Below are 24,419 nucleotides of genomic sequence, written 5' to 3' on the forward strand. Positions count from 1 at the left end.
TCTCTTCTCCCTTTCAGCGCAGTTCCGCCCGGAACGCCACCGGCGTGGTCCCCGTGTGCAGATGGAAGAACTTGGAGAAGTTCGCCGCGTCGGGGAACCCGACCGCTGCGCCGACCCGGCCGATCGGCAGGGACGTGTGGGCCAGGAGCCGCTTGGCCTCCAGGATCACGCGTTTGTCGATGAACCCCTTGGGAGTCTCGCCGGTCGCGGCGCGCACCGCGCGGACGAGGGTGCGGCGGGAGTAGCCGAGGGCGTCGGCGTACGCGCTGACGCTGTGATTGGTGGCGAAGCCCTTCTCGACCGCGTCCCTGAAGAGGGAGAACGTGGTGTCGGTGCGGCGGCGTGCGGCCTCCGCCGAACTCGTCGCGAGGTGGGACAGGCGCAGCAGGAACGCCGTGAGCGAGTGGCGCAGTACCGACGTGTGCAGGCCGATGGGGAGGGTGGCCGTGTCCTCGTACTCGCGGCCCAGTTGGGCCAAGGCCGCTTGCAGGCCCGCGAGTTGAGGCGCGTCCGGGTGCAACAGCGGGGGCAGGTCGTAGCGGTAGAGGCCGGTCGCCTCGACCGTGGCGCGGGGCAGGAAACCGGGTTGCATGGTAAGGACGGTGCCGCGGTACTCGCTGGTGCGGGAGAAGCGGTGGACCTGGCCGGGGCGGATCCACAGCAGGTCGCCCGCTGTCGCCTCGTACTCGGCGAAGTCGATCATGTGGGTGACCGGGCCGCCGTCGAACAGCATCACGACATGGAAGTCGATGCGGTGGACGCGCTCCAGGGGTACGTCCGGGTGCCAAGCGCGGCCGGGCCCCATCGGGCCGACCCGCACACCGACGCCGGAGAGGCTGAGATCTACAGGAAACGGAAAGGTCTCGATTCCGTCACGATCTCGGGTGGTTCTGTCTGTCATGTTCCTCTCGCGGGGGTTCGGCCCTGCTGTCGAAGCTGTCGGTGTCCCACTTTCACCGAAGCCTGACACAGGCGCACCTTTCCCCGAAAAAGTCAGACTTTTACTTTTGAAGGCGTCCGGAGCCTGCCTCCCCGTTTCGTGAGGACTTCTTGAAGATGAGTACGCAGACACAAGACGGTCTGGAGTGGACCGACCTCGACCGGCGTGCCGTCGACACGGCACGCATACTCGCTGCTGACGCCGTGCAGAAGGTCGGCAACGGCCACCCCGGTACGGCGATGAGCCTGGCCCCCGCCGCGTACACGATCTTTCAGAAGGTGATGCGGCACGATCCCGCCGACCCCGAGTGGACCGGCCGCGACCGCTTCGTCCTCTCCCCGGGCCACACCTCGCTGACCCTCTACACCCAGCTGTTCCTGTCCGGGTACGAGCTGGAGCTGGACGACCTCAAGGCGTTCCGGACGCACGGTTCGAAGACGCCGGGGCACCCCGAGTACGGGCACACGGCAGGCGTCGAGACCACCACGGGCCCGCTCGGGCAGGGCCTCGCCAACGCCGTCGGCATGGCCATGGCCGCCCGCTACGAGCGCGGCCTCTTCGACCCCGAGGCGCCCGAGGGCACCTCACCCTTCGACCACACCATCTGGGGCATCGTCTCCGACGGCGACCTGGAGGAGGGCATCTCCGCCGAAGCCTCCTCGCTGGCCGGCCACCAGAAGCTCGGCAACCTCGTCTTCGTCTACGACGACAACCACATCTCCATCGAGGGCGACACGGCGACGGCGTTCTCCGAGGACGTGCTGAAGCGGTACGAGGCGTACGGCTGGCATGTGCAGCGCATCGAGCCCGAACTCGGCGGCGACATCGACGTGCGGGCGCTGTACGCGGCGCTCAAGGCGGCGCAGGCCGAGACCGCGCGCCCCTCGATCATCGCGATGCGCACGATCATCGCCTGGCCCGCCCCGAACGCCCAGAACACCGAGGCCTCCCACGGCTCGGCCCTCGGCGCCGACGAGATCGCCGACACCAAGCGCCTGCTGGGCTTCGACCCGTCGCTCTCCTTCGAGGTCGCCGACGAGGTTCTCGCCCACGCCCGCCAGGCCCTCGACCGGGGCGCGGAGACGCACGCGGCCTGGGACAAGCGGCTCGCCGAGTGGCGCGGCGCCAACCCCGAGCGCGCGCAGCTGTTCGACCGGGTCGTGGCCGGTCAACTGCCCGAGGGCTGGGAGGACGCCCTGCCGGTGTTCGAGGAGGACGCGTCCGTCGCGACCCGTGCGGCCTCCGGCAAGGTGCTCCAGGCGCTCGGCCCGGTCCTGCCCGAGCTGTGGGGCGGCTCCGCCGACCTGGCCGGCTCGAACAACACCACCATCGACAAGACGTCCTCCTTCCTCCCCGAGGGCAACCCGCTGCCGGAGGCGGACCCGTACGGCCGCACGATCCACTTCGGCATCCGCGAGCACTCGATGGCCGCCGAGATGAACGGCATCGCCCTGCACGGCAACACCCGTATCTACGGCGGCACTTTCCTCGTCTTCTCCGACTACATGCGCAACGCCGTCCGGCTGTCGGCGCTGATGCAGCTGCCGGTGACCTACGTCTGGACGCACGACTCCATCGGCCTCGGCGAGGACGGCCCCACGCACCAGCCGGTCGAACACCTGGCCTCCCTGCGCGCGATCCCGGGCCTGAACGTCGTGCGCCCGGCCGACGCCAACGAGACGGCCGTCGCCTGGGCCGAGATCCTCCGGCGGCACGCCACCGACCCGGCCCCGCACGGCCTCGCGCTCACCCGGCAGGGTGTACCGACGTACGTCAGGAACGAGGAGGCCGCGAAGGGCGGTTACGTCCTGCGGGACGCGTCCACCGGTACCCCGGACGTCGTCCTGATCGCCACCGGTTCCGAGGTCCAGCTCGCCGTCGCCGCGCGCGAGGCGCTGGAGGCCGAGGGCGTGGGCACCCGGGTGGTGTCGATGCCGTCCGTGGAGTGGTTCGAGGAGCAGCCGCGCGAGTACCGCGACAGCGTCCTTCCGCCGTCCGTGAAGGCCCGCGTGGCGGTCGAGGCGGGCATCGGTCTGACCTGGTACCGCTACGTCGGTGACGCAGGACGCATCGTCTCCCTCGAACACTTCGGCGCCTCCGCCGATGCCAAGACCCTGTTCGCCGAGTACGGCTTCACCCCCGAGAACGTGGCCCGGGCCGCCCGGGAATCACTCACTGCCGCCCGCGGTTGATCCGATCGCAAGAGAGAAGATGATCACCATGACTGACACCACCACCGCAACCGCGGGCAATCTCAAGCGCCTCGCCGACGAAGGCGTCTCGATCTGGCTGGACGATCTGTCCCGCAGGCGCATCGCGTCCGGCAACCTCGCCGAACTCATCGACACCCACCACGTGGTCGGCGTGACCACCAACCCGTCGATCTTCCAGGCCGCCATCGGCTCCGGCGAGGGGTACGAGGAGCAGCTCGCCGACCTGGCCGAGCGCGGCGTCACGGTCGACGAGGCCGTACGGATGATGACCACCGCCGACGTCCGCGCCGCCGCCGACATCCTGCGTCCGGTGTACAACGCCACGGCCGGCCGGGACGGCCGCGTCTCGATCGAGGTCGACCCCCGCCTCGCCCACGAGACGGCGGCGACGATCGCCGAGGCCAAGCAGCTGGCCTGGCTGGTCGACCGGCCCAACGTGATGATCAAGATCCCGGCGACCAAGGCCGGCCTGCCGGCGATCACCGAGGTCATCGGACGCGGGATCAGCGTCAACGTCACTCTGATCTTCTCCCTGGAGCGCTACCGCGAGGTCATGGTCGCCTATCTGGCCGGCCTGGAGAAGGCACAGGCCGCGGGCATCGACCTCGCGACCATCCACTCCGTCGCCTCCTTCTTCGTCTCCCGCGTCGACTCCGAGATCGACAAGCGCCTGACGCTGCTCGGCACGGACGGGGCCCTCGCCCTCAAGGGCAAGGCCGCGCTGGCCAACGCGCGGCTCGCGTACGAGGCGTACGAGGACGTGTTCGAGAGCGACCGCTGGACCGCTCTCGGCGGCGCCCACGCCAACAAGCAGCGTCCGCTGTGGGCTTCGACGGGCGTCAAGGACCCGGCGTACAAGGACACGCTGTACGTCGACGAGCTGGTCGCGCCCGGCACCGTCAACACGATGCCCGAGGCCACCCTGAACGCCACCGGCGACCACGGCGACATCCACGGCGACGCGGTGACCGGCGGCTACGCCCAGGCCCGCGCCGATCTGGCGGCCGTCGAGGGGCTCGGGATCTCGTACGACGAGGTCGTGAAGCTGCTGGAGGACGAGGGTGTCGCGAAGTTCGCGGTCGCCTGGAACGACCTGCTGGCCACCGTCACGAAGTCGCTGAACAGCAAGGGGGTCGACGGGGAATGAGCGCGGAACCGACGCTGGTGACCGAAGAGGAGGCCGCTGTGGAATTGAGTGTGGACTCCGACGTGGACCTCGACGCGGATTGGGACAACCCGCTGCGCGACCCCGGCGACCGCCGGCTCCCCAAGATCGCGGGCCCGTCCGGGCTGGTCATCTTCGGGGTGACCGGTGACCTGGCCCGCAAGAAGCTGATGCCGGCCGTCTACGACCTCGCCAACCGGGGTCTGCTGCCGCCGGGCTTCTCGCTCGTCGGGTTCGCCCGCCGGGACTGGGAGGACGAGGACTTCGCACAGATCGTCCACGACTCGGTGCGCGACCACGCGCGTACGGAGTTCCGCGAGGAGGTCTGGCAGCAGCTCGCCGAGGGCATGCGGTTCATCCCCGGTGACTTCGACGACGACGCGGCGTTCAAGCAACTGCGCGCGGCCGTCGAAGAGTTGGACGCGTCCCGGGGTACGAGCGGCAACTACGCCTTCTATCTCTCCGTACCGCCGAAGTTCTTCCCCAAGGTCGTCAAGCAGCTGAAGAAGCACGGGCTGGCGAACGCACCCGAGGGTTCCTGGCGGCGCGGGGTGATCGAGAAGCCGTTCGGCCACAACCTGGCCAGCGCACGTGAGCTGAACCGGGTCCTGCACGATGTGTTCGACCCGGAGCAGGTCTTCCGGATCGACCACTACCTCGGCAAGGAGACCGTCCAGAACATCCTGGCGCTCCGCTTCGCCAACCAGATGTACGAGCCGATCTGGAACCGGTCGTACGTCGACCACGTACAGATCACGATGGCCGAGGACATCGGCATCGGCGGCCGGGCCGGCTACTACGACGGCATCGGGTCCGCGCGCGACGTGATCCAGAACCACCTGCTCCAGCTGATGGCCCTGACGGCCATGGAGGAGCCGATCGCCTTCGACGCCGAGTCGTTGCTGACCGAGAAGCTCAAGGTCCTGAAGTCGGTGAAGCTGCCCGAGAACCTGGGCGAGCACACCGTGCGCGGGCAGTACGCGGCGGCCTGGCAGGGCGGCGAGCATGTGCCCGGCTACCTCGAAGAGGACGGCATCGACCCGCAGTCCGGCACGGACACGTACGCGGCGATCAAGCTGGAGATCGACAACCGGCGGTGGGCAGGCGTTCCGTTCTATCTGCGGACCGGCAAGCGGCTCGGGCGGCGCGTGACGGAGATCGCGGTGGTCTTCCAACGTGCCCCGCACTCCCCGTTCGACTCGACGGCCACCGAGGAACTCGGCGCGAACGCGATCGTCATCCGCGTCCAGCCCGACGAGGGCATGACGGTGCGCTTCGGATCCAAGGTGCCGGGTACCTCGATGGAGATCAGGGACGTCACGATGGACTTCGCCTACGGCGAGTCCTTCACGGAGTCCAGCCCGGAGGCGTACGAACGCCTCATCCTGGATGTCCTGCTCGGCGACGCCAATTTGTTCCCCCGTCACCAGGAAGTGGAAGAGTCCTGGAAGATCCTCGACCCGATCGAGGATTACTGGGGCACTCACGGCACGCCCGCGCAGTACGCCTCGGGCAGCTGGGGCCCCGAGGAAGCCGACGAGATGCTCGCACGAGACGGACGGAGCTGGCGCAGGCCATGAAAATCGACCTCACCGACACCACGGCAAGCAAGATCAACAAAGCACTGGTGAAGGGGCGGCGCGCCATCGGCACCCCTGCCGTGGGCATGGTCCTGACGATGGTGATCGTCACGGACGAGGAGAACGCGTACGACTCGATCAAGGCGTCCGAGGAGGCCTCGCACGAGCACCCCTCGCGGACCCTGGTCGTCATCAAGCGGCACGCCCGCAGTCCGCGCGACCGCACCAACTCCCACCTCGACGCCGAGGTGCGGGTGGGCGCCGACGCCGGCACCGGCGAGACGGTCATCCTGCGGACGTACGGCGAGGTGTCCGACCACGCCGACTCGGTCGTCCTGCCGTTGCTGCTGCCGGACGCGCCGGTCGTCGTGTGGTGGCCGGTGAACGCCCCCGAGGTGCCCGTCAAGGACCCGCTGGGCGCGCTGGCCCAGCGCAGGATCACCGACATGTACGCGGTCGAGAAGCCGCTCGTCGCGCTGGAGGCGCGGGCGCGTTCGTACGCGCCCGGCGACACCGACCTGGCGTGGACGCGGCTGACCCCGTGGCGCTCGATGCTGGCCGCGGCCCTCGACCAGGCCCGTACGAAGATCATCTCGGCGGCCGTCGAGAGCGAGGCCGAGAACCCGAGCGCCGAACTGCTGGCCCGCTGGCTCGGCGCCCGCCTCAACGTCAAGGTGGACCGCGTCGTCACCGCCGGCCCGGTCGTCACGGCCGTCCGCCTCGGCACCGACAAGGGCGAGATCGTCATCGACCGTCCCGAGGGCCCGCTCGCCACGCTCACCCTGCCGGGCCAGCCCTCCCGCACCCTCGCGCTGAAGGTGCGTCCCACCTCCGAACTGATCGCCGAGGAACTGCGCCGCCTCGACGCCGACGAGATGTACGCCGTGGCCCTGCGGGGCAACGGCACCAAGGAGACCCCCAGTCATGTCTGACTCCCCCAGGCTCACCCGACGCCCCGAGTGGACGGCGCTGGAGGACCACCGCGCCGACGCGCTCCTCCAGCCGCAGCTGCGTGAGCTGTTCGACGCCGATCCCGGGCGCGCGGAGCGGTACGTCGTGCGCGTGGGCGACCTGCACATCGACTACTCCAAGCACCTGGTCACGGACGAGACCCTCGCTTTCCTCCAGGAACTCGCCGTCGCCACCGACGTGTTCGGGCTGCGGGACGCCATGTTCCGGGGCGACCGCATCAACATCACCGAGGACCGGGCGGTGCTGCACACCGCGCTGCGCGCGCCGCGGGACGCGGTGGTCGAGGTCGACGGCGAGAACGTCGTACCGGCCGTGCACGCGGTCCTCGACAAGATGGCCGGCTTCGCCGGGAAGGTCCGCTCGGGCGAGTGGACCGGGCACACGGGCAAGCGCATCAAGAACGTCGTCAACATCGGCATCGGCGGCTCGGACCTCGGTCCGGCGATGGCCTACGAGGCGCTCCGGGCGTTCACGGACCGCTCGATGACCTTCCGGTTCGTGTCGAACGTCGACGGCGCCGACCTGCACGAGGCGGTACGGGACCTGGACCCGGCCGAGACCCTCTTCATCGTCGCGTCCAAGACGTTCACCACCATCGAGACGATCAGCAACGCCACCTCGGCCCGCTCCTGGCTCCTCGCGGGGCTGGGTGGCGAGGACAAGGCCGTCGCCAGGCATTTCGTGGCGCTGTCGACGAACTCCGGGAAGGTGTCGGACTTCGGCATCGACACGGACAACATGTTCGAGTTCTGGGACTGGGTCGGCGGACGCTACTCGCACGACTCGGCGATCGGCCTGTCGCTGATGATCGCGATCGGCCCGGACCGGTTCCGGGAGATGCTCGACGGGTTCGCGCTCGTCGACGAGCACTTCCGTACCGCCCCCGCCGAGTCCAACGCGCCTTTGCTGCTCGGCCTGTTGGGCATCTGGTACGGCAACTTCTTCGACGCCCAGTCGCACGCCGTACTGCCCTACTCGCACTACCTGTCCAAGTTCACGGCGTACCTGCAGCAGCTGGACATGGAGTCCAACGGCAAGTCCGTCGACCGGGACGGCAACCCGGTCGAGTGGCAGACCGGGCCGGTGGTGTGGGGTACGCCCGGTACCAACGGGCAGCACGCGTACTACCAGTTGATCCACCAGGGCACGAGGCTGATCCCGGCGGACTTCATCGGCTTCGCCGAGCCGGTCGCGGAACTGAGCGACGAACTCAAGGGCCAGCACGACCTGTTGATGGCCAACTTCTTCGCGCAGACGCAGGCACTGGCGTTCGGCAAGACGCCGGACGAGGTGCGTGCGGAAGGCGTGCCGGAGGAACTGGTCGCCCACAAGACGTTCAAGGGCAACCACCCGACGACCACGGTCCTCGCCCGTGAGCTGACGCCGTCCGTGCTCGGCCAGTTGATCGCGCTCTACGAGCACAAGGTGTTCGTCCAGGGCGCCGTCTGGAACATCGACTCGTTCGACCAGTGGGGCGTCGAGCTGGGCAAGGTGCTCGCCAGGCGCGTCGAGCCCGCGCTCACCGAAGGGGCTGACGTCCCCGGCCTCGACACCTCCACCGCCGCCCTCGTGGCCACGTACCGCGCTCTTCGTCACGCGCAGGAAGTGAACTGACATGCAGATTGGTCTGATCGGTCTCGGCAAGATGGGCGGCAACATGCGCGAGCGCATCCGCCGCCACGGCCACACCGTCATCGGCTACGACCGCAACCCCGAGGTCTCCGACGTGAGCAGCCTCGCCGAGCTGGTCGAGAAGCTCGAAGGGCCGCGCGTGGTCTGGGTGATGGTTCCGGCCGGCGCCGCCACCCAGTCCGTCGTCGACGAACTCGGCGGGCTTCTGCAGGCCGGCGACGTCGTCGTGGACGGCGGCAACTCGCGCTGGACGGACGACGAGAAGCACGCCGAGGAGCTGGCCGCCACCGGCGTCGGCTTCGTCGACGCCGGTGTCTCCGGTGGCGTGTGGGGGCTCCAGAACGGCTACGCCCTGATGGTGGGCGGCGACAAGGAGCACGTCGAGCGGCTCCAGCCGATCTTCGAGGCGCTGAAGCCGGAGGGCCCGTACGGCTATGTCCACGCGGGCAAGGTGGGCGCCGGGCACTTCTCGAAGATGGTCCACAACGGCATCGAGTACGCGATGATGCAGGCGTACGCCGAGGGCTGGGAGCTGCTGGAGAAGGTCGACTCCGTCACGGACGTGCGTGAGGTGTTCCGGTCCTGGCAGGACGGGACGGTCATCCGGTCCTGGCTCCTCGACCTGGCGGTCAACGCCCTTGACGAGGACGAGCACCTGGAGCGGCTGCGCGGTTTCGCGGCGGACTCCGGCGAGGGCCGGTGGACGGTCGAGGCGGCGGTCGACAACTCGGTGCCGCTGCCCGCGATCACGGCCTCCCTCTTCGCGCGGTTCGCGTCCCGGCAGGACGACTCCCCGCAGATGAAGATGATCGCGGCGCTGCGCAACCAGTTCGGCGGCCACGCCGTCGAGTCGAAGGAGTAGCGAGCCGTGGGTGACCTCTTCCTGGTCCGCCACGGCGAGACGGAGTGGAGCGCGTCGGGACAGCACACCAGCTGGACCGACCTGCCCCTCACCGAGCGCGGTGAGGAACAGGCCAAGTCCCTCGTCCCGCTCCTGGCCGGACGGACCTTCGCCCGGGTACTGACCAGCCCGCTCACCCGCGCGATCCGCACCGCCGAACTCGCGGGCCTGTCCGGGGCGTCGACCGACCCGGACCTGCACGAGTGGGAGTACGGCGGGTACGAGGGCGTGACGACCGCGGAGATCCATCGCACCCGGCCGGACTGGTACCTGTTCACGGACGGTGTGGCGCCCGGTCCGCAGGACCACCCGGGCGAGTCGCCCGACGAGGTGGGCCGGCGCGCGGACCGCGTCCTGGCCCGCGTCAAGGACGCCCTCGGGGAGGGTGACGTGGTCCTCGTGGCGCACGGGCACTTCCTGCGCGTCCTGACGGCCCGTTACCTCGGGCTGCCGCCCGCCGACGGACGGCTGTTCCAACTGGCGACGGGCACGGTCAGCAGGCTCTCCACGGAGCACGACCGTCCGGTGGTCCTGGAGTGGAACAGACGCTGACGAACAGCGAGTTGATCCGCTCGCCGGGGTTGGCCGACTGAAGTGGCGATCGGGTCCGGGGTTTGCCCCGGACCCGATTGACAGGTGTGTCCGGGGCGCGTCAGAGTCGCCCCGATGGAGATCAACGATCTGACGGCGGCCGAAGAGCGGGTATGGCGGGCCTTCCCCAAGGGGGAGCCCGTCGACTTCCGCGAGGGCAGCGCCGAGGGCGACACCGCCGACAACCCGGCCACCGGCTCGGACTGGGGACCGGAGCGGACGGTACGCGCCTCGGTGCTCAGGGCCCTGCTGCTCGGCGCCCCGCACGAGGACGGCGAGATCCCCAGACTCCGGCTGTCGGGCGCCCGCGTCACGGGTCAACTGAAGCTGGCGTACGCGGTGGTGGACCACCCGCTCCATCTGCGGTACTGCCACTTCGAGGAGTCCCCGGACTTCTACGGTTCCCGGCTGCGCCAGCTGAACCTGCGCGGCTCGGTGCTCCCGGCCGTCAACCTCGCCAGTGTGCGGATCGACGGCCCGCTGCGGATGACGGACTGCCGGGTGCGCGGGCCGGTACGGCTGGCCGGGTCGCAGATCGCGGGCGCGCTCTTCATGGACGGGGCCGAACTCACCACATCCGACCCGTCCGTGCCGGTGCTCCAGCTCCATCAGTCCGTGCTCGGCGACGGCTTCGCGGCACCGGGGCTGCGCGTGCGCGGTGAGGTGCGGCTCGACGGCGCGACGGTGGGCGGGTCGATCGCCCTGGACGACGCCGAACTGAGCAACCCCGGCGGCCATGCGCTGTGCGCGCGGTCCCTCGAAGTACGGGCCGACATGCGGGCGCGCAACCTGCGGACCCAGGGAGGCATCGACCTGCGCGGCTCCCGCATCGCGGGCTCTCTCGACTTCACGCGGGCCCGGCTGTCCAACCCCGGCGGCACAGCCCTGCGGGCCAGCAGCTGCACCCTCGGTGAGTTGTGGCTGTACCGGTGCGTGCCGATCGAGGGCCGCTTGCATCTGCGCCGCTCCCGTATCGACGTACTGGGCTTCGAGTCGGAGGTCGCCCCGGGCGAGGTGCTGTTCAACCACCTCACCTACACGGCGCTCAATCCGCACGAGCCGGTTCACCGCCGCCTGCCTCTGCTGGAACGCGACGGCGACGGCTATGTCCCCTACGCCTACGAGCAGTTGACCGCCGCCTACCGGCATGTCGGCGACGAGGCCGCGGCCCGCCGGGTCCAGCTCGCCAAGCAGCGCCGGCACCGGGCCACCCTGCCCTTCCTCGGCCGGGTGTGGGGCCACCTCCAGGACACCACCGTCGGCTACGGCTTCCGTCCACTGCGCGCCGCCGTCTGGCTGCTGTCCCTGCTGGCGGTGGGCTCGGTCGCCTACGCCCTGCATCACCCGGACCCGCTCAAGGCCGGCGAGGCCCCGCAGTTCAACCCCGTCTTCTACACCCTCGACCTGCTCCTCCCGGTGATCTCCTTCGGCCAGGAAGGGGCTTTCGCTCCCGTGGGCGGCTACCAGTTCCTGTCGTACGTCCTCATCCTGACCGGCTGGATCCTGGCCACGACTGTCATCGCCGGGGTGAGCCGGAGTGTCACCCGGCAGTAAGTCGCTTCAGCGGCCGGCGTGTTGGGCGTGCTGCGCGGCGAGGCGTACCGGTGCGTTCTGGGCGCCGTAGCCCTGGTAGCCACCGTCGCGCTGGACGAGTTCGAAGAAGACGCGGCCCACGGTCCGGGTGTAGCAGTGCCTGAACTCGCCCTGTGCGTCACGGTCGTAGAGGATGCCGAGATCGCGGTACGTCGCCAGCTCGTCCTCGGTGAACTCGTACCGGGCGGCGAGGTCGTCGTAGTAGTTCGCGGGCATCGGCAGCAGCCGGCCGCCGGCCTCTCGGAAGCGCCGGGCGGCGGCGACCACGTCGTCGGTGGCCAGCGCGATGTGCTGGGCGCGGGTCTCGTCCTCGGTGGGCGCGGGGCCGACGGCGAGCGCCATGCGTACGCTGCCACCGGAGTTGGTGACGGCACGGCTGCGGAAGAGGCCGTACGGGTCGGCCACGTCGACGCTCTCCCGTCCGTGCAGCCCGAGCACGCTGCGGTGGAAGAGGGCGGCCTCGTCGAAGTGGTGCCAGGGCTGGGTGAGTGCCAGGTGGTCGATGCGGGTGACGCCCCCGCCGTTGTCGACCGCCTTGGTGTTCTCGAAGTCGGCACGCCAGTCGGGGAGTTCGGGGCGGTCCGTGGCGCAGAAGAAGAGTTCCGTGCCGTCGGGTGCGGCCACCGCGTCGAGCAGGGCGTCCTCCGGGGCGCGGCGGCGTGGCAGGACCGGTGCGAGGAGGGCCTCCGCGCGGCGGGCGGCGCCTTCCGGGTCCGGTGACTCCAGGCCGACGGCGGCGAGTTGGGTGCCGTCACGGCGTGCGGCGGGGCCGGTGTTGACGAGGATGCGGGCCTCGCCGCGCTCCCAGAGGTCGACGGGTTTGCTGCGGTGGCGGGCCGTACGGGTGAGGCCGAGGGCGTCGAGGACCGCGGTGACCGGTTCGGCGTCGGGGGTGACGAGTTCGGCGAAGGCGATGCCGGTGGGGACGACGGGGTCGGGCAGCCGGGCGAGGCCGACGCTCTCCTGGAGGACGAGGAGGGAACGCCGGGCGTCGACGGCGGTCGGTCCGGCCTCGGCCTGCCGGAAGACGTCGTTGAAGACTTCGAGGGAGAGCGGCCCGTCGTATCCGGCTCGCAGGACGTGCTGGAGGAGTCCCGCGACGTCGAAGCCGCCCTGGCCCGGGAAGCAGCGGTAGTGGCGGCTCCACTGGAGGACGTCCATCGCGAGCAGCGGGGCGTCGGCCAGCTGGAGGAAGAAGATCTTCTCGCCGGGGATGTCCTCGATGCCCTTGGGGTCCGACCCCCGGGACAGGATGTGGAAGCTGTCGAGGCAGGTGCCCAGCGCGGGGTGCCCGGCCGCCTCGACGATGCTCCAGGCGTGGTCGTACGTACTGACGTGCCGCCCCCACGCGAGCGCCTCGTAGGCCACGCGGACGCCGAACTCCTGGGCCAGATCAGCCAGTTGACTCAGCTGGGTGGCGGCAAGGGCGTCGTCGTCGAGGGCGAGCGGGGAGACGCTGGAGCAGACGAGGACGGTGTCCGTGCCGAGCCTGCGCATCAGCTCGAACTTGTGCCGGGCGCGGCGCAGGTTCCGGGCGAACTCGTCCTCGGGCACCGCCTCGATGTCACGCATCGGCTGGTAGAGGTCGATGGTGAGGCCGAGGTCCGCGCAGCGGGCGCGGACCTCCTCAGGGGTGAGGGGACTGGCGAGCAGGTCGTTCTCGAAGATCTCGATCCCGTCGAAGCCGGCCCGGGACGCGGCCGTGAGCTTCTCGGTCAGGGAGCCGCTGAGTGACACGGTGGCGATGGACGTACGCACGTCGGTACCTCTCTGCTTCTGCCTCTGGTTCGGAAGGTGCTGAGCGCTTCGCGGGATATGCGGTTGGCGGAGCCGCAAGTCGATACAGCCCCGCGCCCCTTTTGGGGCGCGGGTTGCGCACCCGACTTCACCAGGACCGCCTAGTTCGGCGTCGGTACCGCGCCCGCCAGTTCCGCGATGTCGGCCAGCATGCGCGCGGTGTCGGGTTCGCGGCCGGTGAAGAGACGGAAGGCGTCCGCGGCCTGGAAGACTGCCATGCCGCCGCCGTCGAGCGTGGCGCAGCCCAGTGCGCGGGCCGTACGCAGCAGCTCGGTCTCCAGCGGGCGGTAGACCACCTCGGCGACCCAGAGGCCGGGGTGCAGCAGTTCGGCCGGGAGGGGCAGGCCGGGGTGGGCGGCCATACCGGTGGGTGTCGCGTGGACCAACCCATCGACGGCATCGCCGGCACCGCCGGCGTCGCCGGCACCGACGCCGCCGGCCCCGGCGATCAGCGCCGCCAGCCGGTCGGACGTCGCGGCGGTCGCCCGGCCGGCGCCGAAGTGCCGGTTGAGGGCCGCGGCGAGGTCGGCGGCCCGGTCCGGCAGCGCGTCGACGACGGTGACCTCCCCGGCGCCGAGGGTGAGCGTGGCGTGCGCGACGGCCGCGCCCGCGCCGCCGGCGCCGAGCTGCACGACCCGTTCCAGCGGAACGTCGGGCAGCCCGCGCGCGAAGGACGCGGCGAAGCCGGTCACATCGGTGTTGTGGCCGATCGCGCGCCCGTCCTCGAAGACCACGGTGTTGACGGCGCCGAGCGCCTCGGCCTGCGGATCGAGGCCGTCGAGGTGCTCGATGACGAGCTGCTTGCACGGATGCGTGATGTTCAGCCCGTCGAAACCGAGATCACGGGCCGCCCGTACGAGATCGCCCACCGCCTGCGCCCCGACGCCGAGCCTGTCGATGTCGATGAGCCGGTACAGATAGCGCAGCCCCTGCCGGTCGGCCTCCCGCTCGTGCAGCGCGGGGCTCAGCGACGGGCCGATGCCGGAGCCGATGAGCCCGACGAGAAACGAGTCCTTGGCCACGACAGGCCTCCTCAACGACGGGTACGGCCGGGAGCGCCAGTACGGCTGCACGACCCTCGCGGCTCACTAATGTACGAACTAGTACGTTAGTGATAGCACTTCACCCCCCACCGGGGGAAGACCCGGCGGCAGGCGGAGTGATCGAGAACCGGCCCAGCTCCTAGAATCGCGACACTGGCCCCCGCCCGAAGGAACCCCATGACCAGCGCCGAAGAACCGGCACGACCGAACGGGCGCCTGCGCGACGCCGCCCGCACCCAGGCCGAGATCCTCGATGTCGCCACACGGGAGTTCGCCCGGGCCGGCTTCGCGGGGGCCCGCGTCGACGAGATCGCCGCCCTCACCCGCACCACGAAGCGGATGATCTACTACTACTTCGGCGGCAAGGAACAGCTGTTCACAGCGGTGCTGGAGCGGGCGTACTCCGTGATCCGGCAGGCCGAACAGGAGCTGGACGTCGAACACCTGGACCCGGTCGCGGCCATCCGGCGACTGGCGGAACTCACCTTCGACCACCATGAGGCGCACCCCGATTTCATCCGGCTGGTGAGCATCGAGAACATCCACGAGGCCGAGCACATCGCGGCCTCCGAGAAGCTCGGCCGGATCAGCTCTCCGGCCCTCGACGTGATCAGCCGCATCCTGGAGTCGGGGCAGAAGTCCGGCCTGTTCACGGCCGACGTCGACGCGGTCGACCTGCACGCGATGATCAGCTCCTTCTGCTTCTTCCGGGTCGCCAACCGGCACACCTTCGGCGTTCTCTTCGGCCGCGACCTGATCGACCCGGCCCGGCGCACCCACTACCGGAACATGCTGGGCGACATGGTCATCGCCTATCTGACGGCGGACCGCTCGGCCGCGTAACCGCGGAGCAGCTCGGGGAGATCCTTCGGCGCGACCTCTTGACAGCCGGGAAACGTGAGCGCAACATCCGTAGCCAACCGCTACTAACTATCCAGTGGGTTAATTAGCCGGGCAGCTCCCCGGTACGGCCGTCCCGACACCCCAGGGATCCGGCACTTCTCCCCCTCCGCTCACTCCACCTACGTTGGAGTTCCCTCGAAGGAGCACGCCGTGCCCGATTCCGTCGCACCCCGCGACCCTGCCGCGTCCGACGACGCGCCACCCGGCGGGCAGCCGAAGAAGGCCGCCACCGCCGCATGGATCGGCAGCGCCCTGGAGTACTACGACTTCTTCATCTACGGCAGCGCGGCCGCCCTGATCTTCCCCAAGGTCTTCTTCGACGAGTCCGACCCGGCCACCGCGACCCTGCTGTCCCTGGGCACCTTCGGTGTCGCGTACGCGGCCCGCCCGGTCGGCGCGCTCTTCCTCGGCCACTTCGGCGACCGGCTCGGCCGCAAGAAGATCATGGTCTTCACGCTGATGCTGATGGGCCTGTCGACCTTCCTCATCGGCTGCCTGCCCACCCGCGACCAGGTCGGCACCCTCGCCCCGGTCCTGCTCGTGCTCTGCCGCGTCCTCCAGGGCATCTCGGCCGCCGGCGAGCAGGCCAGCGCCAACTCCATGACGCTCGAACACGCCCCGCCCAACCGGCGCGGCTTCTTCACCAGCTTCACCCTGAGCGGCACCCAGGGCGGCCAGCTCCTCGCCACCCTGGTCTTCATCCCGATCGCCGCCATGCCTGAGGACCAACTCCTGTCCTGGGGCTGGCGCGTCCCGTTCTGGATGAGCATCGCGGTCGCCGTCGTCGGCTACGTGATCCGCCGCAAGCTGGAGGAGACCCCGGCCTTCACTCAGCAGACCGCCTCCGAGGGCGTCGTCAAGCTGCCGCTGGTGTTCCTGCTGCGCGAGCACTGGGCGGACGTCCTGCGGGTGATCGCGGGCGCGCTCGTCGCCTCGGTCTCCACGATCTTCACGGTCTGGGCGCTCGCGTACGCGACCAGCGACTCCGTCGGCATGGACCGCTCGTCCATGCTGTGGGTGGCCGCGCTCGCCAACCTGGTCGCGCTGGCCGCCATCCCGCTCTGGGCCACGTTGTCCGACCGCATCGGCCGCCGGCCGGTGTTCCTGGCCGGCGCCGCGGGCAGCGCGGTGATGATGTTCCTCTACCTGTGGGCGATCTCCACGGGCTCGTACCCGCTCATCATGGTCCTCGGCATCGTCACCTTCGGCGTGGTCTACAGCGCCGCGAACGGCACCTGGCCCTCCTTCTACGGCGAGATGTTCTCCACCCGGGTCCGCCTGTCCGGCATGGCGATCGGTACGCAGATCGGCTTCGCGGTCGCCGGCTTCGCGGTCACCTTCGCCGCCCAGATCGCCGGCCCGGACGGGGACGACTGGTTCTCCGTCGCCCTGTTCACGGCGGCCCTGTGCATCCCGCCGGTGGTGGCCGCGATCACGGCCCGCGAGACACACCGGGTGCCGACCGAGCGGCTCGGCGAGCGCGGCGCCGAGAACGTGACGGAGCGCGAGGCCGTGTCGGCCTGACCCTCCCGCATCCGCCAAGTCCCCGAACAGCCCTGGGCTGTTCGGGGACTTGGGCATTTCCGGCCGTACCGCCCGGCTCACCCCCGACGCCCGGTTGACAGATGACGGGTCGAACAAGAACATCGGCCGAAACGAGCACAAAAGAACAGTGCCACCGCGCGTACCGGCCGATTTCAGGGGCGGCCGGTGCGCGCGGGTCTTCTCCTCACCCGCTCAGCGCCGCGGCATCCCGTATGCCCGCTCGACCCTGATCCGCAGCACGAGCCGTCGGTCGCGGACCATCGCCGCGCGGTAGTCGTCCCAGTCGGGGTGCTCGCCCCGCACGTCCCGGTAGAGCCGGACCAGCTCCTCGACGGTGTCGTCGTGCGGGTCCTGGGCCACAGGCGTCAGGTCGGCCGTTCCCTCGACCACGGTGTACGCCCAGCGGTCGTCGCTGGTCACGTGGTACGAGACCCTCGGATCCCGGCGCATGTTGCGGGTCTTGGCGCGGGTGTCCGTGATGGAGACGCGAACGGTGCGTTCGCCGGGGTAGTAGGCGTGGTTGACGTTCGAGAGCTGGGGGCGGCCGTCGGCCTTGAGGGTGGTCAGCACCCCGCCGTCCCACTCGGAGAGCAGCTTGAGCAGCGCGTCCTGCGTGTCCTGCTGAGTGTCGTCCTGGGTCATGCACGGTCAACAGCGCCCCCGCACCTCTCCATTCCTGACAGGCGTTGGTAGACACTGTCTACCGGGCGCTGGTAGACAGTGTCTATGAGCGATTCCCTGCGCACCCGTCTGATCGAGGCCGGCGTCGAGCTGGTGACCGCGGAAGGCGTCCACGCGCTCTCTCTCCGGGAGATCGCCCGTCGCGCCGGTGTCTCGCACGGCGCCCCCCGTCGTTACTTCCCGACCCATCTGCAGCTGCTGTCCGCCATCGCCCGCCGGGGCTTCACCGAGCTGGCGGCCCGGGGAGAGCAGGCGATCGAGGACAGCGGGCCCTGGCCGGCGGAACCCCGGGAGCAGATCGCCACGCTCGGACGCGTGTATCTCGACTTCGCGCTCACCAACCGGGGCATGCACGAACTGATGTTCCGTCACGATCTGCTGGAGAGCAACGAGTTGGGGTTGCGCGAGGCCAGCCTGCCCGTCTTCGCCCTGCTGGTGGACCTCGTCGGGCGGGCCCGGCCGGACGCCGACGCCCGGCTCGTCGCCGGGTCGCTGCTGGCGAATCTCTACGGCATCGCCCAGCTGTGGACCTGGGGCAGCCTCCAACTCACCACAGGCGCCGACGACTTCGCCCCCCTGCTGCGTACGGCCCTCGACGCGCACCTCGGGCCGGAGGGGCGGTGAGCGCACATCGTCGGGTCGCGCTGGCGAGCAGTGTGATCGGGGCGGTGGTCGTCGCTCTCGACGGCACCGTGCTGACCATCGCGCAGCCCACCCTGCAACGGGATCTGCACGCGTCTTTCGCCGAGGTCCAGTGGACGAGCACCGGGTATCTCATCGCGGTGGCGAGTCTGCTGGTGTTCGCCGGGCGGCTCGGGGACCGGTACGGCCATCAACGGCTGTTCGCCATCGGAGTGTTGGGATTCGGGGCGGTGTCGGCGGGCATCGGGTTCGCGTCCGGTGTGGGCTGGGTGATCGGACTGCGTGTCGTCCAGGGCGTCTTCGGCGCGTTGCTGCAACCCGCCACGCTCGGGATGCTGCGCGCCGCGTTCCCGCCCGACCGGCTGGGGATGCCGATCGCGTTGCGGACCAGTGCGATCGGGGTGGCGGCGGCAACCGGTCCGCTGGTGGGCGGGGTGCTGGTGGCCCACCTGGGCTGGCGAGCGGTGTTCTTCCTCAATGTCGTACCGGCGCTGGTGCTCGGCGTGCTCGCGCTGGTGGTGCGGGCTCCTGACCGGCAGGGGTCGCCCGGTGCCGGGCGGCTCGACCTCCCCGGCGCCGCCCTGCTCGCGGTGGCCCTCGCGTGCCTCGTGCACACCCTGGTCGGGGTTCCGGAGCACGGTTGGAGTGCGTCAACCGTCCTCGGGCTGCTCGCGGCGGCCGGCGCGGCCCTCGTCCTCGTACGCCATGAACGGCGTACCGCCGACCCGCTTATGCCGCCCGACGTGCTCGGATCGTCGGTTGTGGGCGCCGCGCTGGGCATTCTGGTGACCGCGTCGGCTGCGATGTTCGGCACACTCTTCGTGGCCAGTTACCTCCTGCAGGGTGAGCTGGGCATGGACCCGCTGCGCGCCGGTCTGACCGCGCTGCCCGGCGGGGTGGCGATGGTGCTGGGGGCGCCGGTGGCAGCCGTGCTGCTACGGCGGTACGGGGCCCGGCGTACGACGGTGGCGGCGCTGGCTATGCTCGCGCTCGGGGTGCTCGTGCTGTTCCGGGCGGCCGGGACGGGGGCGGTCGGCGGTGGGTTCCTGCTGCTCGGAGCGGGTTTCGGCACCGTGATGGTGACCGCGACGGCAGTCGTCGTACGGCATGCGGCGGCGGAGTCCGCCGGGGTGGCGGGCGGGTTGCAGCAGACCGCGATGAACGTCGGACCGGTACTCGGGGTGGCCATGGCGACCACGCTCGCCGCTGTCGCCGAGGGGCTGCGGCCGGCGTTGCCCGTACTCGCGGGTACAGCGGCCGTGGGGGTACTGGCTGCCCTGAAACTGCCGGACTTGGGTGAACAGAGGGCGACGACTGCCGGATCCCTGCGTCACCATGGGGGGTCTGAGGCCTGAGGTGGTCCTGTCGGGCAATGACAGGACGGCATCTCAAGCAACCGGAGGGGAACGATGGCACAGCTGCGACAAGAGGTCGATCCGAGCGAGGTCGGGCTGGACGCGAAGGCGCTCGACCGCCTCGACCAGCACTTCGCCCACTTTGTCGACGAGGGACGGCTGCCCGGCTTCCTCCTGTCCGTGGCCCGCGCCGGCCGCGTCGCGCACGTCGCCACGCACGGCCGGCGCGACCTGGCGGCCGGGCTCCCGGTCGAGACCGACACGTTGTGGCGGATCTACTCCATGAGCAAGCCGGTCACCTCGGTCGCCGCGCTGATTCTGCTGGAGGAGGGGCGCCTCGCGCTCACGGACCCCGTGTCGCGCTTCCTGCCGGAGTTCGCCGATCCGCAGGTGTACGAGAGCGGTTCCGGGGACGACATCAGGACGCGGCCCGCCCAACCCCTCCTGATCCGCCACCTGTTGACCCACACGGCGGGTCTCACCTTCGCCTTCTACCACTCGCACCCCGTCGACGCCCTCTACCGCGCCGCCAACCTGGAGTCGTCGGTGGTGCCGGGCTCGACCCTGGCCGAGACGTGCGCGGTGTACGCGCGTCTGCCGCTCCAGTTCGAGCCGGGCACGCAGTGGAACTACTCGGTCGCCACCAACGTCCTCGGCCGGGTCATCGAGCAGGTGTCCGGGCAGCCGCTCGACGAGTTCCTCGCCGACCGGGTCCTGCGCCCGCTCGGCATGACGGACACCGGTTTCTGTGTGAACGGCGAACAGGCCGACCGGCTGGCCGAGTTGTACGGGGAAACAGAGGACGGCTCCATCGAGCCGATCCTCGGTCTGCCGGTGAAGAGCCGGCCCCGGTTCCTGTCCGGCAGCGGCGGCCTGGTCTCCACCGCCCACGACTACCACCGGTTCATGGAGATGCTGCGCCGGGGCGGCGAACTCGACGGCGTCCGCCTCCTGTCGCCCGGCACGGTGGCCCTGATGACCTCCAACCACCTCCCGGGCGGCGCCGACCTGCGCACCTTCGGCGCCCGCCCCCACGACGAACCCGGCAACGCCGGTATCGGTTTCGGCCTCGGCGTCTCGGTGGTGATCGACCCGAAGCGCACCCAGGCCCCGTCGGGCCTCGGCACGTACGGCTGGAGCGGGGTGGCGACGACCACGTTCTGGGTCGACCCGAGCCGTGATCTGACCGTGCAGTTCATGACCCAGGTACGGCACAGGACGAGTCAGCCGTACTGGCAGGACCTCAAGCGGCTGGTGCACGAGGCCGTCGTCGCCGAGTAAACGCGCGGGGAGGGGCGCCGGGTGGTCGTCGAGCGTGACGGGGAGGACGGCATGAGTGAGCCGCCCCACCCCGTGCGCGTACGAGGACTCGGCGGGTCCGCGCCGACGACCGAGCCGACGTCCCGCCAGTCGAGCGCCCGCGTCGGCGAATCGCGGCCGGGTGGCGGGGAGCGCGACCGTCAGCCGACGGTCAGCCTGAACTCCAGTCCCTCCCCGCCGAGTTCACTCAGCCACTCCTCCGACCGCCGTGCCGTCTCGGCGGCGCGGCTCAGACCCGGCGGCAGCGAACCGTCGAGGATGTGCCGGACGCCCAGGGCCAGCGTGCGGGAGACACAGCGGGCCATCGCGCTCTCGGCCGCGTCGCCCTCCAGGTCGAGGAGATAACGGCCGGACCAGACCCGCCGCCCCGAACCGCCGTCCCCGTCCCCATCCGCATCCACGTCCAGGGAGACGGCCAGGACCACGCGGTCGCGGTCGGCGTCCGTCATGGGGTAGCGCGTCGCCAACTCCCTTGCCAGGGCGCCGATCCGCTCGTCGTCGCCGGCCTTCAGCTCCTCGAAGACGGAGTCCCAGGCGCTCAGCCAGCCGTCGAGCCGCAGGGTGCCCCGGACGAAGGTCTGGGCCTTCCAGGCCGTCGGCAGCTCGTACTGCTCGACGAACGGCACGCTGTCCCGGTTCGGGTACACCTCGAAGGTCTCCCCGTCGATCACCTGCGGGCGCGTGACCTCCCAGGGCCGGTCGGCGACCGTCTCGGCGCCCTCCTCGACGTAACGGGCGGGCGAGCGAAGGGCGTTGAGGACTCCGGCGGGTGCCCAGCTGAACCGGTACCTGAAGTCGTTCGGCACCGCGGGGATGCCGCCGCAGTACGAGGTGAGGCGGTACGAGGCTGTCGTGCCGGCGCCGATCGCGTGCTCGGCACGGGTGACCAGGCTGTGCGCGAAGAGGTGGTCGATGCCCGGGTCGAGCCCGCACTCGGTGAGGACGACCAGACCGGCCGCCTCGGCGGCGGGCACCTGATCGAGTACCGGCTCCGACACGTAACTTGAGCACGCGAAGTGCGCCCGGCCCTGGACGCAGGCCGCCAGCAGCGGGGCGTGTTCGGGCGCGGGGAGCATGGAGACGACCACGTCTCCGGGGGCGAGTTCGGCCGCGAGCGCGGGGAGCGTGTAGGCGCGGGGTTCGGCGCGGCCGGTGAGGCCCAGGTGGGCCAGCGCCTCGGCGGCGCGCTCCGCCGTGCGGTGCCAGACGCGCACGTGTCGCACGGCGTCGCTGTCGCACAGGGCGGCCAGTCCGCCGCCCGTGGACAGGCCCGCGCCGATCCAGTGGACGGTGCCGCTCACGGGAACCGTGTCAGTCATTGCCCAACTCCCCCTTCACAATGCCGAGTTCACGGCTGGTCTCATGGAACCGTGCCAGGCAGCGCCCCCATGGTCCGCCCACCTCGAAGTCGAGCAGCTGGGGCGCCAGGGCGGCCGAGAAGTCCGTGCTCGCCTCGCGGGGCAGCAGGGACGGCAGGTTGTCGATGGCGATCAGGTCGAGCGGGGGCTCGTCCCGCAGCCGGCGCACGGGGTCGTCCCAGGTGGTGGCGGTGTCGTACACGGGGAGGAGGTTCATGGGTGAGCCGACGTCGACGGTGACGTCCGAGAGGGTGCGCAGGCGGCGGCCCGGGGTGTCGAAGTCGCTGTCCGTCAGGAAGGGCGGGACCGGGCGGGTGGTGAGGACGGTGTTGACCATCAACTCGTGGGCCAGCAGCGCCGGTCGATCCAGATCCCGCGTCTCTGCCAGATCCCAGCAGGTGGGGTCGACCCCGGCCTCGTCCAGCGCGACCCGCGCACCCCGGCCGCTGCGGCCGAGGGCGCCGATCACGAGCGCGCTCATCCGGGTCCCGGGCGCCCGGAGTTCGGCCTCCAGCGCCTCCTTGGTGGTCGGCAGCAACGGGGTCGCCAGCCTGCCCCGGTGCTGGAGCACGGCAAGGGCGGCGCCCAGGTACCCGGCCCAGTAGCCGAAGGCGGCCAGCCGGCGCCCCTGGTCGTCGGCGAGGTACTCCAGGTCGAGCAGCGCCCCGCCCCCGGCGGCGAAGCGGCGCAGCAGGTCGGCCGCGCCCGGCTGGCCCTTGTAGGCGTGCCCGAAGTAGATGTGCCGGTGGCGCAACTCGCCGGGCTGGTCCGGGAGTTCCTTGAGACCGACGATCACCGCGTCCGAGGGAGCGGAGACCCAGGAGCCGGCGTCGGCGACACGGCAGCCGACCGCCTCGTACTCCTCGGTCGGGAAGATCCGCTGCGGGGACTCCTCGACGGTCAGACGCACTCCCTCCTCGACGAGCCACCGGGCGTCGGGCGGGACGACGGGTGTACGGCGTTCGGTCGTACGGGTCTCGTGGCGCAGCCACAAGTGGAGCTCGGTCATACGAGGTTGACCTCCGGGCGCAGGGCATCGGCCGCGAAACGGCCGGCGTTCAGGGGGCTGACGTCGACGAAGGGTACGCGGCCGAGGTAGAGGTCGCGGACCACCTCGCCGACCGCAGGACCCTGGAGGAAACCATGGCCGGAGAAGCCCGTCGCGTAGAGGAAGCGGGAGGGTGAACTCGCCTCGCCGATCAGGGCGTTGTGGTCCGGGGTGATCTCGTACAGGCCCGCCCAGCCGCCGGTGCGGCGCAGGTCGAGCAGGGCGGGCGCCCGGTGTTCCATCGCCTCGTACAGGCGGGGGATCCAGCGGTCGTGGGTCGTGGTGGCGAAGCCGGTCGTCTCGTCGGGGTCGGACATGCCGAGGAGGAGGCCGGGTCCCTCGGTGTGGAAGTAGAGGCTGCTGCTGAAGTCGATCGTCATGGGGATCGTGGGTGGCAGTCCGGGGACCGGTTCGGTGACCGCGATCTGGCGGCGCAGGGGGTCCACGGGCAGGTCCACGCCCGCCATCGCGCCGACCGCCCGCGACCAGGCACCGGCCGCGCAGATCACGGTGTCGGTGGCGATCCGTCCCTTGTCCGTGACGACGGCCGTGAGGGTGTCGCCGTCGCGTTCGATGCCGGTGACCTCGGTGTGGCGCAGGACGGTCGCGCCGTGGCGGCGGGCGGCAGCGGCGTAGCCGTGGACCACCGCCTCGGGGGTGCAGTGGCCGTCGTCCGGCGAGTAGGCGGCGGCCAGCAGACCGTCGGTGGTGATCAGCGGGGAGAGACGGCGGGCCTCGGCCGGGGTGAGCATCCGGCTGGGTACGCCGAGGCCGTTCTGCAGGGCGACTCCTGCCTCGAAGGACGCGACGTCCTCCGGCGTGGAGAGAAGGAAGAGATAGCCGACCCGGTGCAGTCCGATGTCGTGCCCGATCTCCTCCCCGAACCGCCCGAACGCCTCCAGGCTCCGGGCTCCCAGCTGGATGTTCAGCTCGTCGGAGAACTGCGCCCGCACCCCGCCGGCGGCCCGGGAGGTCGACCCGGACGCCAGTTCGTCGCGCTCGACGAGCACCACGTCCCGTACACCCGCCCGGGCCAGTTGGTAGGCGATGCTCGCACCCATCACCCCGCCGCCGATGACGACCACCTCCGCCCGCGTCGGGATCATCGGCCCGCCCCTCGTCCCGCGTGGAGCCCGAACC

Annotated in this window: 20 protein-coding genes; 13 read left to right on the forward strand and 7 right to left on the reverse strand. The window is 70.6% G+C overall.

Annotated elements, in window-relative coordinates; genetic code table 11:
- Positions 1-13 precede the first annotated feature (13 nt).
- A complete protein-coding gene (locus tag ACH4TV_RS33585) occupies positions 14-901 on the reverse strand; it encodes a helix-turn-helix domain-containing protein (RefSeq protein ID WP_398404829.1) in 888 nt (295 codons plus the stop codon).
- A gap of 155 nt (positions 902-1,056) precedes the next feature.
- Here ACH4TV_RS33585 and tkt point away from each other — a divergent pair, with 155 nt between their 5' ends.
- The 8 genes from tkt (at position 1,057) to ACH4TV_RS33625 (ending at position 11,548) form a co-directional block, all read left to right on the forward strand.
- Positions 1,057-3,132 (forward strand): transketolase, encoded by a 2,076-nt coding sequence (gene tkt, locus ACH4TV_RS33590; RefSeq protein ID WP_398404831.1) that lies wholly within the window; start codon positions 1,057-1,059, stop codon positions 3,130-3,132.
- A 19-nt stretch (positions 3,133-3,151) separates the two neighbouring features.
- Entirely contained in the window at positions 3,152-4,300 is a 1,149-nt protein-coding gene (gene tal / locus ACH4TV_RS33595) for a transaldolase (RefSeq protein WP_398404833.1), read from the forward strand.
- Between the two features lie 62 nt (positions 4,301-4,362).
- Positions 4,363-5,898, forward strand: coding sequence for a glucose-6-phosphate dehydrogenase (gene zwf / locus ACH4TV_RS33600; RefSeq protein ID WP_398405145.1), 1,536 nt, complete (start codon positions 4,363-4,365; stop codon positions 5,896-5,898).
- Positions 5,895-6,830, forward strand: a complete 936-nt coding sequence (gene opcA, locus ACH4TV_RS33605) for a glucose-6-phosphate dehydrogenase assembly protein OpcA (protein WP_398404834.1) — start codon at positions 5,895-5,897, stop codon at positions 6,828-6,830. The genes zwf and opcA overlap by 4 nt, the downstream gene beginning before the upstream one ends.
- Entirely contained in the window at positions 6,823-8,484 is a 1,662-nt protein-coding gene (gene pgi / locus ACH4TV_RS33610; protein ID WP_398404836.1) for a glucose-6-phosphate isomerase, read from the forward strand. The genes opcA and pgi overlap by 8 nt, the downstream gene beginning before the upstream one ends.
- A 1-nt stretch (position 8,485) precedes the next feature.
- Positions 8,486-9,364 (forward strand): phosphogluconate dehydrogenase (NAD(+)-dependent, decarboxylating), encoded by an 879-nt coding sequence (gene gnd / locus ACH4TV_RS33615; RefSeq protein WP_398404838.1) that lies wholly within the window; start codon positions 8,486-8,488, stop codon positions 9,362-9,364.
- Between the two features lie 6 nt (positions 9,365-9,370).
- On the forward strand, positions 9,371-9,955 hold the full coding sequence (locus tag ACH4TV_RS33620; protein ID WP_398404840.1) for a histidine phosphatase family protein: 585 nt from the start codon (positions 9,371-9,373) through the stop codon (positions 9,953-9,955).
- A 114-nt stretch (positions 9,956-10,069) separates the two neighbouring features.
- Positions 10,070-11,548, forward strand: a complete 1,479-nt coding sequence (locus tag ACH4TV_RS33625; RefSeq protein WP_398404842.1) for a membrane-associated oxidoreductase — start codon at positions 10,070-10,072, stop codon at positions 11,546-11,548.
- A gap of 6 nt (positions 11,549-11,554) precedes the next feature.
- Here ACH4TV_RS33625 and ACH4TV_RS33630 read toward each other — a convergent pair whose 3' ends face one another.
- Both ACH4TV_RS33630 and ACH4TV_RS33635 read right to left on the reverse strand, forming a co-directional pair.
- Positions 11,555-13,345 (reverse strand): bifunctional sugar phosphate isomerase/epimerase/4-hydroxyphenylpyruvate dioxygenase family protein, encoded by a 1,791-nt coding sequence (locus tag ACH4TV_RS33630; protein WP_398404844.1) that lies wholly within the window; start codon positions 13,343-13,345, stop codon positions 11,555-11,557.
- Between the two features lie 140 nt (positions 13,346-13,485).
- The gene (locus tag ACH4TV_RS33635; RefSeq protein ID WP_398404846.1) at positions 13,486-14,406 is read right to left on the reverse strand and encodes a shikimate dehydrogenase; all 921 of its coding nucleotides are present in this window, start codon (positions 14,404-14,406) and stop codon (positions 13,486-13,488) included.
- 198 nt (positions 14,407-14,604) lie between these two features.
- Here ACH4TV_RS33635 and ACH4TV_RS33640 point away from each other — a divergent pair, with 198 nt between their 5' ends.
- The gene (locus ACH4TV_RS33640; protein WP_398404848.1) at positions 14,605-15,270 is read left to right on the forward strand and encodes a TetR/AcrR family transcriptional regulator; all 666 of its coding nucleotides are present in this window, start codon (positions 14,605-14,607) and stop codon (positions 15,268-15,270) included.
- 210 nt (positions 15,271-15,480) lie between these two features.
- The gene (locus ACH4TV_RS33645) at positions 15,481-16,854 is read left to right on the forward strand and encodes an MFS transporter (RefSeq protein ID WP_398404850.1); all 1,374 of its coding nucleotides are present in this window, start codon (positions 15,481-15,483) and stop codon (positions 16,852-16,854) included.
- Between the two features lie 213 nt (positions 16,855-17,067).
- On the opposite strand, the gene ACH4TV_RS33650 is transcribed toward ACH4TV_RS33645, so the two are convergent.
- On the reverse strand, positions 17,068-17,517 hold the full coding sequence (locus ACH4TV_RS33650; RefSeq protein ID WP_398404852.1) for a PPOX class F420-dependent oxidoreductase: 450 nt from the start codon (positions 17,515-17,517) through the stop codon (positions 17,068-17,070).
- An 84-nt stretch (positions 17,518-17,601) separates the two neighbouring features.
- On the opposite strand from ACH4TV_RS33650, the gene ACH4TV_RS33655 reads away from it, so the two are divergent.
- From ACH4TV_RS33655 to ACH4TV_RS33665, 3 genes are read left to right on the forward strand one after another with little or no spacing between them, the layout of a single operon-like run.
- The gene (locus ACH4TV_RS33655; protein WP_398404854.1) at positions 17,602-18,180 is read left to right on the forward strand and encodes a TetR/AcrR family transcriptional regulator; all 579 of its coding nucleotides are present in this window, start codon (positions 17,602-17,604) and stop codon (positions 18,178-18,180) included.
- Complete coding sequence (locus ACH4TV_RS33660) at positions 18,177-19,553, forward strand: MFS transporter (protein ID WP_398404856.1); 1,377 nt, start codon at positions 18,177-18,179, stop codon at positions 19,551-19,553. The genes ACH4TV_RS33655 and ACH4TV_RS33660 overlap by 4 nt, the downstream gene beginning before the upstream one ends.
- Before the next feature lie 54 nt (positions 19,554-19,607).
- Positions 19,608-20,834, forward strand: coding sequence for a serine hydrolase domain-containing protein (locus ACH4TV_RS33665; RefSeq protein WP_398404858.1), 1,227 nt, complete (start codon positions 19,608-19,610; stop codon positions 20,832-20,834).
- A 179-nt stretch (positions 20,835-21,013) separates the two neighbouring features.
- On the opposite strand, the gene ACH4TV_RS33670 is transcribed toward ACH4TV_RS33665, so the two are convergent.
- From ACH4TV_RS33670 to ACH4TV_RS33680, 3 genes are read right to left on the reverse strand one after another with little or no spacing between them, the layout of a single operon-like run.
- Positions 21,014-22,192 carry a saccharopine dehydrogenase family protein gene (locus tag ACH4TV_RS33670; protein ID WP_398404860.1) on the reverse strand — a complete coding sequence of 393 codons (1,179 nt, stop codon included), beginning with the start codon at positions 22,190-22,192 and terminating at the stop codon, positions 21,014-21,016.
- Positions 22,185-23,240 (reverse strand): saccharopine dehydrogenase, encoded by a 1,056-nt coding sequence (locus ACH4TV_RS33675; RefSeq protein WP_398404862.1) that lies wholly within the window; start codon positions 23,238-23,240, stop codon positions 22,185-22,187. The genes ACH4TV_RS33670 and ACH4TV_RS33675 overlap by 8 nt, the downstream gene beginning before the upstream one ends.
- A complete protein-coding gene (locus ACH4TV_RS33680; protein ID WP_398404864.1) occupies positions 23,237-24,385 on the reverse strand; it encodes an NAD(P)/FAD-dependent oxidoreductase in 1,149 nt (382 codons plus the stop codon). Before ACH4TV_RS33680 ends, ACH4TV_RS33675 begins: the two co-directional genes overlap by 4 nt.
- Positions 24,386-24,419: the final 34 nt, after the last annotated feature.

The organism is Streptomyces sp. NPDC020898 (assembly GCF_044333925.1).
Lineage (GTDB): Bacteria > Actinomycetota > Actinomycetes > Streptomycetales > Streptomycetaceae > Streptomyces.

What these genes read in the sequence shown, in the direction of transcription:
- tkt (WP_398404831.1), top strand. Translation starts at nt 1,057, where the DNA reads ATGAGTACGCAGACACAAGACGGTCTGGAGTGGACCGACCTCGACCGG.
- ACH4TV_RS33670 (WP_398404860.1), bottom strand. Translation starts at nt 22,192, where the DNA reads ATGACTGACACGGTTCCCGTGAGCGGCACCGTCCACTGGATCGGCGCG.
- ACH4TV_RS33665 (WP_398404858.1), top strand. Translation starts at nt 19,608, where the DNA reads ATGGCACAGCTGCGACAAGAGGTCGATCCGAGCGAGGTCGGGCTGGAC.
- pgi (WP_398404836.1), top strand. Translation starts at nt 6,823, where the DNA reads ATGTCTGACTCCCCCAGGCTCACCCGACGCCCCGAGTGGACGGCGCTG.
- tal (WP_398404833.1), top strand. Translation starts at nt 3,152, where the DNA reads ATGATCACCATGACTGACACCACCACCGCAACCGCGGGCAATCTCAAG.
- opcA (WP_398404834.1), top strand. Translation starts at nt 5,895, where the DNA reads ATGAAAATCGACCTCACCGACACCACGGCAAGCAAGATCAACAAAGCA.
- gnd (WP_398404838.1), top strand. Translation starts at nt 8,486, where the DNA reads ATGCAGATTGGTCTGATCGGTCTCGGCAAGATGGGCGGCAACATGCGC.
- ACH4TV_RS33625 (WP_398404842.1), top strand. Translation starts at nt 10,070, where the DNA reads ATGGAGATCAACGATCTGACGGCGGCCGAAGAGCGGGTATGGCGGGCC.
- ACH4TV_RS33585 (WP_398404829.1), bottom strand. Translation starts at nt 901, where the DNA reads ATGACAGACAGAACCACCCGAGATCGTGACGGAATCGAGACCTTTCCG.
- ACH4TV_RS33650 (WP_398404852.1), bottom strand. Translation starts at nt 17,517, where the DNA reads ATGACCCAGGACGACACTCAGCAGGACACGCAGGACGCGCTGCTCAAG.
- ACH4TV_RS33640 (WP_398404848.1), top strand. Translation starts at nt 14,605, where the DNA reads ATGACCAGCGCCGAAGAACCGGCACGACCGAACGGGCGCCTGCGCGAC.
- ACH4TV_RS33675 (WP_398404862.1), bottom strand. Translation starts at nt 23,240, where the DNA reads ATGACCGAGCTCCACTTGTGGCTGCGCCACGAGACCCGTACGACCGAA.
- ACH4TV_RS33655 (WP_398404854.1), top strand. Translation starts at nt 17,602, where the DNA reads ATGAGCGATTCCCTGCGCACCCGTCTGATCGAGGCCGGCGTCGAGCTG.
- ACH4TV_RS33680 (WP_398404864.1), bottom strand. Translation starts at nt 24,385, where the DNA reads ATGATCCCGACGCGGGCGGAGGTGGTCGTCATCGGCGGCGGGGTGATG.